This is a genomic window from Sphingobacterium sp. E70 (assembly GCF_019285695.1).
In the GTDB taxonomy this organism is placed as follows: domain Bacteria; phylum Bacteroidota; class Bacteroidia; order Sphingobacteriales; family Sphingobacteriaceae; genus Sphingobacterium; species Sphingobacterium detergens.
In genome coordinates this window covers 120,516-134,509 of the sequence record NZ_CP079104.1, presented here as the reverse complement: position 1 = coordinate 134,509, position 13,994 = coordinate 120,516, and the positions used below count along the sequence as shown (strand labels likewise).

At 40.4% G+C, this 13,994-nt stretch carries 17 protein-coding genes and 5 pseudogenes; 21 read left to right on the top strand and 1 reads right to left on the bottom strand.

The features are described from left to right. Window positions 1-210: 210 nt before the first annotated feature. The 18 genes and pseudogenes from tssO (at window position 211) to KUH03_RS00895 (ending at window position 10,846) form a co-directional block, all read left to right on the top strand. A pseudogene (tssO, locus tag KUH03_RS00985) lies at window positions 211-704 on the top strand (type VI secretion system TssO). A gap of 27 nt (window positions 705-731) precedes the next feature. After that, window positions 732-1,688: a PKD domain-containing protein gene (locus tag KUH03_RS00980; protein ID WP_257091152.1), complete on the top strand. Its 957-nt coding sequence runs from the start codon at window positions 732-734 to the stop codon at window positions 1,686-1,688. Between the two features lie 15 nt (window positions 1,689-1,703). Continuing rightward, the gene (gene tssR / locus KUH03_RS00975) at window positions 1,704-2,018 is read left to right on the top strand and encodes a type VI secretion system protein TssR domain-containing protein (protein WP_257091151.1); all 315 of its coding nucleotides are present in this window, start codon (window positions 1,704-1,706) and stop codon (window positions 2,016-2,018) included. A 67-nt stretch (window positions 2,019-2,085) separates the two neighbouring features. Continuing rightward, window positions 2,086-2,259: a hypothetical protein gene (locus tag KUH03_RS00970; protein WP_257091150.1), complete on the top strand. Its 174-nt coding sequence runs from the start codon at window positions 2,086-2,088 to the stop codon at window positions 2,257-2,259. Further along, a pseudogene (locus KUH03_RS47890) lies at window positions 2,232-2,357 on the top strand (hypothetical protein); the annotation flags it as partial. The gene KUH03_RS00970 and the pseudogene KUH03_RS47890, both read left to right, overlap by 28 nt. A gap of 24 nt (window positions 2,358-2,381) precedes the next feature. After that, on the top strand, window positions 2,382-3,308 hold the full coding sequence (locus tag KUH03_RS00965; protein WP_373564605.1) for a hypothetical protein: 927 nt from the start codon (window positions 2,382-2,384) through the stop codon (window positions 3,306-3,308). A gap of 20 nt (window positions 3,309-3,328) precedes the next feature. Then, window positions 3,329-3,712 (top strand): type VI secretion system protein TssR domain-containing protein, encoded by a 384-nt coding sequence (locus KUH03_RS00960; protein ID WP_257091149.1) that lies wholly within the window; start codon window positions 3,329-3,331, stop codon window positions 3,710-3,712. Next, a pseudogene (locus KUH03_RS47885) lies at window positions 3,712-4,094 on the top strand (hypothetical protein). The gene KUH03_RS00960 and the pseudogene KUH03_RS47885 overlap by 1 nt, the downstream one beginning before the upstream one ends. Then, window positions 4,091-4,858 carry a Clp protease N-terminal domain-containing protein gene (locus KUH03_RS00945; RefSeq protein ID WP_257091146.1) on the top strand — a complete coding sequence of 256 codons (768 nt, stop codon included), beginning with the start codon at window positions 4,091-4,093 and terminating at the stop codon, window positions 4,856-4,858. The pseudogene KUH03_RS47885 and the gene KUH03_RS00945 overlap by 4 nt, the downstream one beginning before the upstream one ends. Beyond that, window positions 4,855-5,046: an AAA family ATPase gene (locus KUH03_RS00940; RefSeq protein WP_257091145.1), complete on the top strand. Its 192-nt coding sequence runs from the start codon at window positions 4,855-4,857 to the stop codon at window positions 5,044-5,046. Before KUH03_RS00945 ends, KUH03_RS00940 begins: the two co-directional genes overlap by 4 nt. 14 nt (window positions 5,047-5,060) lie before the next feature. After that, window positions 5,061-5,798: a hypothetical protein gene (locus tag KUH03_RS00935; protein WP_257091144.1), complete on the top strand. Its 738-nt coding sequence runs from the start codon at window positions 5,061-5,063 to the stop codon at window positions 5,796-5,798. Between the two features lie 13 nt (window positions 5,799-5,811). Beyond that, window positions 5,812-6,591 carry an AAA family ATPase gene (locus KUH03_RS00930; RefSeq protein WP_257091143.1) on the top strand — a complete coding sequence of 260 codons (780 nt, stop codon included), beginning with the start codon at window positions 5,812-5,814 and terminating at the stop codon, window positions 6,589-6,591. 122 nt (window positions 6,592-6,713) lie between these two features. Next, a pseudogene (locus KUH03_RS45110) lies at window positions 6,714-8,550 on the top strand (DUF5458 family protein). Window positions 8,551-8,643: 93 nt separating this feature from the next. Beyond that, window positions 8,644-8,991: a GPW/gp25 family protein gene (locus KUH03_RS00915; RefSeq protein ID WP_306429917.1), complete on the top strand. Its 348-nt coding sequence runs from the start codon at window positions 8,644-8,646 to the stop codon at window positions 8,989-8,991. A gap of 17 nt (window positions 8,992-9,008) precedes the next feature. Next, window positions 9,009-9,482: a type VI secretion system baseplate subunit TssF gene (locus KUH03_RS00910; protein WP_257097968.1), complete on the top strand. Its 474-nt coding sequence runs from the start codon at window positions 9,009-9,011 to the stop codon at window positions 9,480-9,482. Beyond that, a complete protein-coding gene (locus tag KUH03_RS00905; RefSeq protein WP_257091141.1) occupies window positions 9,461-9,730 on the top strand; it encodes a hypothetical protein in 270 nt (89 codons plus the stop codon). The genes KUH03_RS00910 and KUH03_RS00905 overlap by 22 nt, the downstream gene beginning before the upstream one ends. A 34-nt stretch (window positions 9,731-9,764) precedes the next feature. Next, a complete protein-coding gene (locus tag KUH03_RS00900) occupies window positions 9,765-10,496 on the top strand; it encodes a hypothetical protein (RefSeq protein ID WP_257091140.1) in 732 nt (243 codons plus the stop codon). 5 nt (window positions 10,497-10,501) lie between these two features. Then, window positions 10,502-10,846, top strand: a complete 345-nt coding sequence (locus KUH03_RS00895; RefSeq protein WP_257091139.1) for a hypothetical protein — start codon at window positions 10,502-10,504, stop codon at window positions 10,844-10,846. Between the two features lie 7 nt (window positions 10,847-10,853). On the opposite strand, the gene KUH03_RS00890 is transcribed toward KUH03_RS00895, so the two are convergent. Then, entirely contained in the window at window positions 10,854-11,804 is a 951-nt protein-coding gene (locus KUH03_RS00890) for a hypothetical protein (RefSeq protein ID WP_257091138.1), read from the bottom strand. Window positions 11,805-11,925: 121 nt separating this feature from the next. Here KUH03_RS00890 and KUH03_RS00880 point away from each other — a divergent pair. From KUH03_RS00880 to KUH03_RS00870, 3 genes and pseudogenes are all read left to right on the top strand, one after another. After that, window positions 11,926-12,782 (top strand): annotated as a pseudogene (locus KUH03_RS00880) (TssN family type VI secretion system protein). An 11-nt stretch (window positions 12,783-12,793) separates the two neighbouring features. Then, window positions 12,794-13,255 carry a hypothetical protein gene (locus KUH03_RS00875; protein WP_257091135.1) on the top strand — a complete coding sequence of 154 codons (462 nt, stop codon included), beginning with the start codon at window positions 12,794-12,796 and terminating at the stop codon, window positions 13,253-13,255. Beyond that, window positions 13,252-13,932: a hypothetical protein gene (locus tag KUH03_RS00870; RefSeq protein ID WP_257091134.1), complete on the top strand. Its 681-nt coding sequence runs from the start codon at window positions 13,252-13,254 to the stop codon at window positions 13,930-13,932. The genes KUH03_RS00875 and KUH03_RS00870 overlap by 4 nt, the downstream gene beginning before the upstream one ends. Window positions 13,933-13,994: the final 62 nt, after the last annotated feature.

Below are 13,994 nucleotides of genomic sequence, written 5' to 3'. Positions count from 1 at the left end.
GATGGTTTAAAGGCAGATAGTAGCAGAGCTAGCCTGAAATTTTATCGACAGTTAAATAGAGATGTGATTTTAGTTTCCCGCTTACAAGATTCATTATTTTCTACCAAAAATCTGATTGAAAGTAAACGTATGCAGCTCGAAAGTTGTATCCTAATGAATAACCAAATTAACAAAGTTGTAAACCAAGGCTCGATTGTAGGGAGGTAAAATATGATAAAACTTAGTTTAGCTGAAAGACGTGAACATTTTCTTTTATTGCTGGGAGCTTTTGTACTGGCAATGACAATATTAGGCTTTGTTCTTTTCTATAGTGACGGTCCTCGGTTTGCAATATCAAAAGAAGACCTTGCATTGCGTATCCAGGATGACCAGAAATTTGAAGAGTCTGCAAAAATGGCCTTACGCTATGTGGATAGTGCCTCCTTGCAGATCAAGCGATTTGATCCATCAGTGCAGGCTGTATTCATTGAAAATGATATTAAAAAACATTTAATGATGTCAATGCCATTTATGCGCAGAATAGTTTCGACAACAGATATGGCATATTTGCACAGGCAGCAGTCCTCTATGAGAATTACTATGTTGACCGTCGGGAGCTTAAAGGCAATATAAATGATATAGACCGTATATCTAAAAATCTGGATGATTGCATCGTAAACAGGAAACAATTGCAGCAGACCATCAATATGATGAATGCGCGTTAATACATATAAATAATCAATTATAGCTAAATGGATAATAATTTTATTGAAGAGGAGTCAGTACAGAAGGTTTCCAAGAGTAACCCTCGTATCTATTTGTTTATCATCATCTTTTTAGTCATTGCGATTTTAGCGGGATTGCTATATTTCTTTAAAATCTATACCAAAGCAGAAGAGAAGATCAGCGCCAAGATAAACAAGACTGAAATTTATTTGAATGAGGATCTGATCTATGCAGATAATACCAATGGTGCAAAGAAATGGGTTTGGGAGTTTGGAAATGGCGATAAATCGACAAAACAACAAGGGACTTATCGCTTTCCGGCTGTAGGCTCCTATGTCTTAAGGCTCACGGTAAACGATAAACTCCGTGAACAGTTTTTTGTGTCGGTGAAAGACAGTGTCGTTCATTCTTTGGCACAGGATACAACCTTATTTATCAGTGGTTCGACCAATGGCATTGTACTGGAGGAGATACGACTGGAAGCAAATGGTCCTGGCGAAGTGTTTGAATGGTGGTTTGGAGAGACAGGAAAAGTGGATGCAATAGGTAAATCTGCGCTCTATACCTATACAAAACCTGGTATCTATAAGGTGCAGCTCCGTTCGGATAAAAGCCCAAAATTTGTTTTTCACACGATACGTATCGTCGATCCAACAGCTGATATCAACCAGCTTGTCACTCCAGGAAAAGGAGCTCAGGATGCACTCAATGATCTGAAAGAAAAAATACAGGATATTGCAAATGGCGCAGATTTTAATGCAAAGTATAATTATATCCTTTCAAAATATCTGTGTGGAGATGAAAAGGTCAAGGTAAATGTAGAGATGGACGGGAAAAAGAAGCAAATGGATATCTACACCTATCTGATGGGACTTACTTTTTCCAAAGGTGTCACGATCAATGAGGTAACTGTAGAAAGTGCTTCGACACCAAATGCAACAAAAGAATGTCCTACATTAATCAAAGTTAAACAATCAAAATAATAGCAAAGTCTTACTATGAGTATAGCTAAATATTTCCTGCCTTATACCTTATGCCTTGGCTTGTTATGGGGAGCGTTGGGTACAGATGCTGTCAAAGCGCAATCTGCAACATCCTTTGGTGGAAGTGTTGTCGGTCTACCCGTGCCTTATCTTGAACCCAATCCTGCGACCTCGACTAAATTGTCTCTGGGCAAATCTAATCTTCCTTGGATTGTGTTTTCTGACCGTAATGATAATTACACCACGACCTCGCCAGGAGGAACACTGATGATGGAGAAGTTGACCTTTATGCAGCCATTCTATGTTTCGGAAGAAAAGATGGTTATCTAAAGCTGTTACGCTTCAGCGAGAATATGGTGCGTGGGCTTAAATTGAAAGACAAAAACATGCAGAAAGTGTGGGATGGATTGCTAAAGATAAATTATTGTTATGGCAACGCTCTTTTGTTGATGTCGCGACCCGTTTTCCAAATAAGGCATTGACGATTATTAATGATGTTGAACCTTTGGTCGCCGGACAATATTATTTTGACAAAAAGATTCGATTTATGTTTTTGATGGTCCAGATCTGAAAAATGGAAAAGCGAAAGTTGCACTTCATAATTATGTATATGTCTTTAAAAAATCGGATGATGGCAAGCAGCTGCTTATCGGTTCGGCTGATCAGTTTGTTCCCAGAGAGGCTGGCAAATATGTGAAAGGATGGGTATCCTCATCTGTTGTTCAGAACTGGGGCCACCGTTTGTATTTTGCGCCCTATACTTTCCAGTCTCCAGAAGCTGATGTTGTTATGGAGAAGATCAATAAAGATCGTATCGATGGACTTGAGCCTTACAAAATAGACCCATTGATCGATACGGCAAACATTACTTTATTGGGCGTACCTGTGCAAACGGTAGATGAATCGGGAATCGTGACAAACTATGCCATTGACGTATTCAATAAAACTAATAATAAACTATTGACGATCAACGGTGCCGAATTGACTTACCCTGGGTTAATTAACCTCATTAAAAATAGATCGAAAATCAATATTATTTTTGTTATCGATGGTGGAAATGCCATGCGCAACCACTTTGCGAGCTTGACTAATACTATTCAAGGATTTGAAAATAGTGTTGAAACGATTTTTAACAAGCAGAACATAAAGTATGGTAGTGTGGTCTTCCGAAACCCTTCTTCTTGTGGTGGACGAACTGCAAAAATGGAACTTACCGAAGACTTCCGCAAGTTGACGGGCTTCTTGCGCGAGCAATCCAAGATCACAAGCAACTGCGATCGCGGTAATTCTGAACAACCTCTTTTTGAAGGCATAGGCGAGGCGACCAACTTGGTTAAAGATGTGGCAAAGCAAACGAATCTATTTGTGATTGTAGGATCTACAGGCAATTTAGGCGGTGCCAATCCCAGTCAGATCTCCTCTATTGCCCGAAGGGTTGCGGATGTAGAAGGTCGGATGGTTATGTTACAAGCGTATAATAGCACGCAGACGACATTCAATGATTTCATCGTACAATCGAGAAAATTGGTGTCCAGTGAAGCTTATTATGCTGCTGAACGACGTAAATTTCAATTGGTTAAAGGAGAAGCTTTCGAAATCAATCCTACGATTTTAATCTGACGGATTCAATATCGTATTACTTGGATTTTCCGAAAAATAGCCTTATCCAGGGCGGAGTGGTGTTTCCAACCCGGGGTTCATCGCTCAACAACAAGAGTTTCAATGTGGCGTTTTACCGTTTCATGGATGAAACCCGCGAGGATATACGCTCACATATACACAGCTTGGATAGTGCCTTCCGCCTAACGGGAATTGAAAATGCCAACATCAATCCAAGTGTTGCTAAGTCATTGGGTGGCAAGTTTAACCAGGATGTCGGTGAATCAATGCCACATAATGCCTTTAAGTTTGCTTCTATGCTGAAATTTAGCCCTGACTTGCAGTACCAATTAACTAAGGGTTTGGATTTTGATCTTGTTTTGAATACGGGGAGTTCAACGAATTCAACAGCACCTTGTCTGTGATGACCGGAGATAATTTGGTCAAAGATGATAATTCATTCAGAAAGAAACTGTATCAGAATTACATTGAGGCCTATAAGAAGAAATGGCCAATGTATAGTGCTGGAGCTGTCGACAAATGGACCATTGGAAAGTATTTTTCAGTTATGTTAGGGCTTCCTATTATCCACAATACATTTACAGATATGAAAGTGGAAGCATTAAAAATAAGAAGGAAATGACACTGGAAACTTTTGAAGCTTATATTGTTTATCTGCAACAGGTGATGGCAATGACTAGATCGTATGCTCAAAATCAAGGTAAATTTTTCTCCAATGGGGAGCAATATTACCGTGTCCGTGGTAGTTTCTTTAATATCAATGCACCTCAAACAACCAGCAAATGACGATCAGCAACTTTAGTGAATCTGTTAAATTAGCCATTCATATTGCTCAAGCTTTAGCGGAGGAATATCATCAGAACCAATTTGGTCCAGCTCATTTGCTGAAAGCGTTGATGCATAAGGATGTTGGCTTGCGACAATTTGTTCAGTCTATTCATAAAGATGATCAATATATTGCTGAGTGGGCCGAAATTCGTATGGACGAGTTGGAACGATCGAATATTGCGGTTCCAGCCGAAGAAATAAAAGGAAATGAAGGGGTCATTCGTTTGCTGGATGAGGCTGATCTCGTCAGGATCAAACTCGGACTTGATTTAATTACACCCATCTGTTTGCTCACGGCCATTTCAAAGGCAGGAATTGCTTTTGATGTCAATCAATTAAAATCCTTCCCGATCAAGGAGAAAGAAATATATGACCTCTACGTAGATCAGAATCAAATCGGTCAGGCTGTTTCGAAAGGTGGAAATGAAAGTAGCGATATGAATAGTAGCGCTACGGTAAAAGGAGCATTGCATCAGTATTGTGTGGATCGTCTGCAATTGGTGCGTGAAGGTAAATCTGACCCGATTGTGGGGCGGGATAAGGAGATCCGGATGATGATGGAGATCCTCTGTCGGCGCAACAAACCCAATGTTATTATTGCTGGTGAAGCCGGGGTGGGTAAAACTGCGCTAGTGGATGGTTTTGCGATTGATATTGTGAATGGAAATGTGCCGGCACTGCTGAAAGATGCTCAATTATTCGAACTGGATCTGGGGCTTTGATCGCCGGGGCAAGTTACAAGGGGGAAATCGAAGATCGCTTAAAAAAGATTATCACAGAAATAAAAGGTTTTGATAAGGCGATTTTGTTTATCGACGAAATCCATACGTTGTTGGACAATAAAGGACCGATAGGCTCCGGTGCCGGAAATCTGCTGAAGCCCGAATTGGCAAGGGTGAAATCACGGTAATAGGAGCAACAACCTTGGATGAATACCGAAAGATCATCGAACCTGAACAGGCATTTAACCGACGCTTTGAGTTGCTCCAGGTAGCAGAGCCCTCGGAGGAAAAAACCATCAAGATGCTCGAGAAAGTGTTGGATAAATACGAACAGCACCATGGTTTAAAAGTCGAGCTGGATGCACTTCCTGTCGTCGTGACGCTGGCAAAGCGTTACATGAAGGATCGGCATCTGCCAGATTCTGCATTTGACCTCATGGATCGTAGTATGGCAGCTTTAAAGTTGGCACAAAGTGGTTCATTGGAAATTCTTGAAAATGCCGATAACGAATTTGAAGTGTTGAAATCGGGTCAGCAGCACAAGAATGAGATTCAGCTCTTGAATGATTACAAATGGCTGACGGAGGTACTTTTTAATAAGTTAAGTCCGATTCTGTTGGGCTTGCTGACCGAGGAAACAAGTTTTGAAGATTTTGACTCCGTGGCACAATACAATGAATATCTGGAGCGTATTGTCCCTTTGTTAAAGGAGCAGGCGCAGCAACTATCAGACACAGTGACTAAACAGGATATTGTGGCGGTGATGGCCTATAAAACAGGGATTCCGATGGGTAAACTGCAGGCTGGAGAAAAGGAAAAGTTGCTACAGATCGAAAGTTACCTCCAAAAACGTGTTGTGGGACAAGATCAGGCTGTGAAAGCAGTGTCCGAAGCGATATTAGAATCAAGAAGTGGGCTGAATAAAAAGGTCAGCCGATAGGTTCATTTTCTTATTGGGACCGACTGGAACGGGAAAAACGGAGCTCGCTAAATCAATTGCTGAATTTTTGTTTAATGACGAAAAAGCAATGATTCGTTTTGATATGTCCGAATTTAAGGAAGAGCATAGTGCCGCATTGTTGTATGGTGCTCCTCCGGGATATGTGGGCTATGAGGAGGGTGGATTATTGGTCAACAAAATTAGACAGCAGCCCTATTCTGTATTATTGTTCGATGAAATTGAGAAAGCGCATCCGTCGGTATTTGATACTTTTCTTCAAATATTGGATGAGGGGCTTATGCATGATCGTTTGGGTAAAGAAGGTGATTTTAGCAATGCGCTGATCTTGTTTACCTCCAATATCGGTAGTGAATGGATTGCAGGGCAAATTGAATCAGGGCAGGGCTTTCCAAAACATAATCAACTCATGGATATTATGACCGCTCATTTTAGACCTGAGTTTTTGGCCAGAATATCTGAAATTGTGCCTTTTGCACCTATATCTGAAGGTAATGTCGTGAAGATATTTGATATACAATTGCGACAGCTTATCCAACTATTGGATAAGCAGGCTGTAGCACTGCGATTGACAGAAGAGGCGAAAAAGGCGATTGCGTTGAAAGGTTTTACACCTAAATATGGTGCACGACAACTTGCTGCAGGAATCAGAAATGAACTGCGAAGACCCATTTCCAAAATGCTGATCGCGGGAGAACTGAACCGGGGCGATCTGTTGACGGTGGACTGGGATGAAAAGGCAGAAAAATTGATCTGGGATATAAAACAGAAATAACCTGTATGTCGTTTTAGGACAGCGGAATAGCGGGCGTAAATAATGAATATTTACCAATATTTTGTTATATTGTATATAAAATAGGAAAAATTTAAATAAGTATAAACTTAATTTTTTGAAATATGTTTGAGTACGAAATTGGTGGAAACGAAAGAAAAGTAGAGACTTCGGAGTCCATTGTGGACATCTCGTTCAATAAAACGATGTTTATTCAGAAGCTGACTGACAATGAGCCCTTAAGGCCTGAAAAAGTTGAAGGACTAAAGAAAGTAGATGATGTCTTTGCCCATTTTAAACCGAATGTGGATGTATCGTTTGAGGACGAAGATGGAGCGGCAGTAAACGAGAATTTGAAGTTTCAAAATCTTGGCGATTTTTCGGCCAAGAATCTAACGCAACAAAGCGATTTTTTATCTAACATTAGTGTACAGAAAGAACTTTCTGCGAGTGTCATCAAACAGCTGAAGTCTAATAAAACGTTGAAATCAGCAATTGAAAACGCGGAGACTAAAGAAGCATTTATTAATGTGCTAAAAATTTCATCGCAGAATTGGAAGCAAATAAATAGGAAACAGATGGCAAATACACAACAAGAAAAAGCGGCGCAAGCGGGTACCGCTGCCGGATATAAAGAAGTAAAAGATAGGTCAGCAAAAGAAAACCTGCAAGATAGCTTGGATAAATTGGTTCGTGTCGGTGGTTTTGATCTTTTGGAAGCCTCTGTGGACGGGATTCAGAATTTGAATCCTGAAAGGAAGGCACGGAAGCAGATTTTTTTGAGTGATGATCAGAAAAAAAAAGAACGGGAGCAGCTGAAGAAGAAGATGGAGTTATGGGTGGATCTTTTGGAGAACTCGGATTCTGTTGCTGGAATGGTGGAGAAAAGTGCTGAAAAATTAAAAGTTGCTGAAGAGACCTTGAATCGTAATTTGGGGTGGCATTGGAAGCTAGCCGCGACCTGGAGCAATCTTACCGTTCGGTACATTTATTCTACAAAAATACGGAGTCGGATAAACTGGACAACGTGGTCTTGATGAATGCAAGTATGGATCAACTGACGGACCTGGACAATCCTCGATTTATCGAATATGTTTCCGAAGAATTTAAACAAAATTATGATCGTCTGGATCTTCGGGATAACTATTCGCTATTAGTGGTCCCTGGCTATTTAGGTTCCAATAAGGTGTTGGACCGTTGGGCAAAGATTGCCAATGTCAATAAAGCAATGCTGGTAACAGACTTTGCGGATCTGGATCAACCTGATGATGTCATCGATCTGTTTACTTCAGGTAATTATACCAGTGCTGAAGCCTATAAATCGAATGTCATTATGACAACCAATTGGTTGATCGGGCGTGAAAAAATACCACTGTTGGCGAAGAGGAGGATCTGACTGTACCAGGCTCTGCTGCTTTGGCGGGGAAAATGTACTACACATTGATGTCACAGGTGACTGCTGGTAAAAAACATGGTACAATCAATGAGGTCGATGGTGTAAAATTCGACTTGAAAAAAAGTGAGATCTCCCATCTTGAACGTATCGGTCTAGTACCGATGGTCAATGAATATGGTAAAGTAATGGCTTTCTCAGCCAAAACATTGTTCAATGGCGATAATATTGGTCTACAAACTTATTCGGTTGTCCGCGTATTTGATTATGTCACCAAAGTCTTGTTTGATTTCTTAAACAGAAGAGCTTTTGAGAACTGGACAACCAAAACCGAAAAAGACCTTCGTGCACAGATCGTTAAGTTTCTGGACAGTATCCAAGGACCAGACAGACTAATTGAACGATTTAAGATTATGCGTTTTGAACGTGATGATCAGCAGAAAGATAAGATTCACTTGGACATTCACATCACACCTTATTTTCCGGCAAAAAGTTTTATGGTAAAACTTGATGGTTATAAAGGGGAGGATGAAAGCACAACTTGGGCAAGTGAATATAACCAACAATAAGTGATTTGAAATGGATTTTTACTTAGATAAACCACTGCAGCTGGACCTTCCGGTTCAAAGTCAACGCTTAAAAGAGGCTGACCTGGGAGATCCATTTCAAACTACCTGGAGCTGATCATATTTACGCGCAAAGGTGAACACCGATTCAACGCTGATTTTGGCTGTGCAATCTGGGATCTTGATTTTGAGCTTATTGTCAGCGAAAGCCTCTGGGAAGAGAAGTTCCGAAAATCGTTGCTAGACTCGATCACGCGATATGAATGGCGTATTCAGCAGGTTACGGTACAGGTCAATATTTCTGAAGTGGAGACATTTTTTCCAAAACGGAATGTGGCTGAAATTAAAAAGAAGGTGATGATCTATGTGGAAGGAAAGATGGTGGAAACGGGCGAACGATATGCGTTCAGCACTTCGCTTTTTCTAAGCCCACTATCTAAATAGTGAGATTTAAATGAACGATATTTTTATTCGAGCAAAGAGGAGATTCGGAACAGGATCATCAAGAAAGCACAAGAACTTTGGGGATTCAAAAGGTTTTTGACTTCGATCCCTTAGTTCTGCTATTAATGGAGGTACTGAGCAGTGAGATTTTTCAAGTTTCCAATGATGTGCACGATTTTGAAAACCGAATTTTCGATAAGATCGGTCGTCTGCTGGCACCGGATTATCTTGTCGCTCCGCTACCGGCTCATGCTATTCTATTTTATCAACCCAATGAAAATGAGGTGCGTGTAAGCCCTTATCTTCAGATGAACATGAAGAAGAAAATTGCAGCTGGGGGCTCAAAAGGAGAGAAGATGATGGAAATGAATTTTTCAAGTTTGGAGGAGGTTGATCTGTTTCATGGAAAGATCCGTTATATGGCTACGGCCCGCCAATTGTACGAAGTGCAGCCCAACTCGAAAAAGTATTGGGGAAATCGGTACACCTGACGACAGAACATGCCATCTATTTGGGGATCAAATGCTTGGAGGAGCATAAGATGAAATCTTTTGAAGGATTGAATTTTTATTTTGACTGGGGAAATTACCAAGTTAACCGAGAGATGTACAAAGTACTGAACTTGGGAAAATGGTATCTCAATGGAGTCCCAGTGAAGCATCATCAGAATAGATTCCTAAAGAAAAATTGGCGATCAGAGGAAGAGCTCTTTGGCCGTAAAAATTATCTTTTAATCTGAGTCAAGATATCGAAGGGTACTACCAGCAGCATTTTTGACGTTGGATGATGATCTGGACGAGATCTGTTTTGGAAAGGAACAAAGTATACCTGAGGGAATTACGGCTAATTTTGATGCGCAGATCGTCAGCAAACTGGATCAGGATCTGGACTGGATCAGAATTGATATGCCTACTTCGCTCCCAAATCAGCTTTTGGAGGAACTACATGTACAGATAAATGCGTTTCCAGTTGTTAATAAACGTCTGGTTGAAGGCAAACATCGGGTGAAGGCGCTTAAAAATATTGTCGCAATAGAAACTGCCGAACTTGAACAGCTGCTCACGGTAGAGGATGTCGTGGATCAGGAGGGCGAACGCTATAGCGAAGTGCCCTACAACCGGTCTGGGGTACATGCCGATGCTGGATTTTATACCGTGCGGCAGGGCGGCGTTGAGCGATTGGACGGTCGGACAGCCAAGGACCTATTGGATTACCTATTTGAGTTGATTAGAGATGAGAAAGCGGCATTTGCATCTTATAATGCTGATTTTCTGAACACTATACTTCGTGAGTTGGATAAAAACCTAGCGTTAATCCAGCAAAAGGGTAAAGCACTGCATTTGAGCCAGAATGAGTTTAAACAATATATTGTTATGAACGCCAAAAATGACGGTGATCTCGTGTTCACAAAAATGTGGCTGACACATGCTGAATTGGCAAACGGAATCAGTGTTGGCAGTCAATTGCAGCTACAGCTGGGGGCCGCAAAAATTATGAACAGCTAGTATTGTTGACCAATAGTAAAGGTGGTCGCTCTAGACTCAACCGGCGAGATAGTTTACAAGCTTTCAAATACAATGTAACTACCGGAGATCGTATTGTCAGTAAAAACGATATCATCAATTTTATCAAGCTTGAGCTTGGCAATGTGGTAAAACGTATTGAAATAAAGCCTGGAGTGGTTATGGACAGTGATCCGAGGAGAGGATTTCAAAAGACAACGGATATCTATGTAGAACCGGATTTGGCTTTTGATTTAGAAGGCTCGGAATGGAAGGAATTATTAGCCCAAGTGCTGGGGAAATTACAGGTACGCAGCAGTATGGAAGTACATTATAGACTATTAGTAAAATAGCCTAGTTTTATAAGTATGACGTATGCCCGAGGATACTTTGATTGTGACCATGTTTGTCACTTAAGTAGCTGTGTTTTACTTCGGGTAGGAGATCATATGTAATATGAACGTTTAATTGAACGGGGAATAGATGGTCTAGGACAAGATGAATAATATATTCATCCTTGGCATTAGGCAAATAGTTCTTTAATAGTTGGGGATAGGAAGGACCTATCAGAATCGCGAGATAAGTCTCGTTAATTTCATATGTCATGGACGTCAAACTATCGACTCCAAGCTGACAATGACCTAGTCGGCCAGAAGATATATTTATCTCAGTCCAATCTAGGACACGGTCACGCGTTGATAGCTTGAGATCGATGGGAATATTGAGCAGATTGCGCAAGAGCTGTTGTGCATAGCCGAGATCATTTTTATGAGTATGAATTTCAGGAATAAAATGCATCCAGATCACACGTTGGCGTGCATTGAGTTTCTGTAGTTCAGGCCAGTTGGACAAAAGTAGGTCGCTCATTTCTTGATGGCTTGTCTGCATGTCAAGACGGCTTTCATATTGATCCAACAGAGTACGTAGATAAAATAATTCGTTTTCAAATGGAGCGAAGAATTTTCTTGCATTCTGTTCTTGGCGTCTTTTGTTGCGCACATCCTGAATCATAACATCTTCGTCAAGGATTTCACTGCCCGCATGTAGGGTATGAAAGAGACCTTCTGGAAGCATATCATAAAGTCCTTCCCGGTTCATATTGATTCGGACAAACTCTTCATTGCTGCTTTCAGATAAATAGGTGTCAACCTGTTGGATTTCTGTCGAGAAAGGACGACGGCTCGAACCCGCGCAGCGAAAGATGATGTGATCTGGATCAACACCGCGCTGAATCAAGTCGGCGGCTTTTTGGCTTGCTTTGATATCCGAAACCATACTATTGCTTGAAAATAAACTGTCCTTTTTTTTCATTGAAAGAATTATTTCTTGAACCCTAAAACTCGATCAGCTAATTTAACTGAGATGAGTGATCAGTATTGTAAATTTTTGTTTAAAGATAGTATATTTGTTTGTGAATAGTGCAACAGTTGAAATGGAAGTTCAAACAGTTTTTTTAAGGTACATCCTTGCGCCTTTATTGGTATTTATTTCGGCCATTGTAATGTCGGTCTGGAATAAAAAGAATAGTCTTCTGAGTAATAAGAAGCTTATCATTTCGATCTTGTTGGGAGGATTGGCATTGGCATTGCCTGGTTTTTTCGGATTTTTGGGTTTTGCATTTATGCCCTGGGGCTATTTCATGACAATGATCTATGCATTTGGGGTGGGGTTTTATGGGTATATCTGCTGAGCAAATGGGACTTGAATAGCTTAGAAAATAGAAAGGTTTTCGTGTTTTTTGTGATGTTGGTCATGTTGTTGCTCGGACTATACATCTATAAACTATTTTTTGATTGGATGAGTCCTTTCCGATTAGGGTGGTGGGCAGCGACTAGCGTTTCGATTTTCTTTGTGCCGATGTTTTTTTGGTGGACTTATATTGCGTTGCTTTCTATTCCGATGGAGATCCATCGAGTCTGGGAGTATCCACGATTTCCTGAAGAAATTAATTTGGACCACCTTGATTTTGACAAATTGCTGGTATTGGAACTGGAATTATACAAGGATAGCAAAGATGTCGAACCATTACGTGTAAAGGTAAAAGCCCCTGAAAAGATGAATTTCGGTTTGTGGTTTCAAAAATTTATCGAAGATTACAATAGTAAATTTCCCAATGCGCCAGTTCGCTATGCCGATATTGGCGGAGAATATCAGAAATGGATATTTGTTGTGAAACGGTCTGTTTTCAAGCGAAATGTCTATATCGATCCAAGTTTGGATATTTCGGGAAATCAGATTACAGAAAAAATGACCATACACGCTAAGCGTGTTTCAGAAACAATAGGTTAACAAAGAAGGATATGCAAAAACCATTAAATTACGAAGGCATCAACTGGATTGATGGTATGAAACTTTCCAGCGGGGATTTTGTTCATACGGATCTTTTTACGCAGGATCTCGTGCGCGATAGCATTTCGGTGGGGCTGAATGGTACTAATTTTGGTTTATTACCAGCTTTTGCGGGATATGAACGTTCATACGATATATCGCTTATCAAAAAAACAACAAGTTATCTGGAAGTTGAAGTTCGATTTTGTAATGCGGTGACCAGCGATGGTAACCGAATCAACATAGCATATCAGCAAGGAGCAGTTGAAGCAAGTTTCAGTGCCTATATGGATGTTTCTAAATTGGCCCTCGGCGAGCATTATGTGGTTTTACATGTAAATCCCTTTAAAAGATCAGCTTTTGGCGAACCTAATCCGGAAGAGTCTCCGCTCCGTTATCCCTATGTAAAAAAGAGTATACAATCGATATTGTGAGTAAATCTGATGTCAATCAAAGGCAAGTGACAGGATCATTTCTGCCGATTGGTAAGTTGTTTCAAGAAGCACAGGAGACCATATTGATACAGCAATACATTATTCCAAGTATGTACGTCGAGAGTCATCCGCTATTGATGGATTATCACAATCGCTTCTATCGCTTGCTGAATGAATTTCAAACGGCTGCCTATAAGATCATGGATAAAACAGTTAACAGACCTAAAATCACGGAATTGGGGCTGAATATCCGCTTTATTACTGAAAAGATCTTGGAATATATGGCTACGACATTTTTTGAATATAGATCTGTTCTCCCACAACGGGCACCCATATATCTGTTAAAATATTTTTCTGATTTTGCCCATGTATTTTTCAATGCTGTACGTTTAGTTGAACCTGCTGAACGGGAAGAAATGCTTAAATATTTCTATGAATGGAAAGATGTGACACCAGGTAATTTTGAGGAACGCCTATCCAATCTCATTGAAATGCGGTATAATCATTTTGAGATTGCTGAGGCCATGAGCTGTATTGCTGATTTTATGGATGTTATGGTGTCGCTATGGGGCAAATTAGCAACATTGGAATATATCGGTCAGCGACGGAAAATATTGTTGTTGCGGAGCAGAAGGTTGTTCAGGAAGTGCAGACAAGACGTACTTGGTCTTTGTTAGATTAACATATTTATTATTTTAATAAGTAAGGCCTTTGAATCTTTATTTTTTTGCTTATGTTA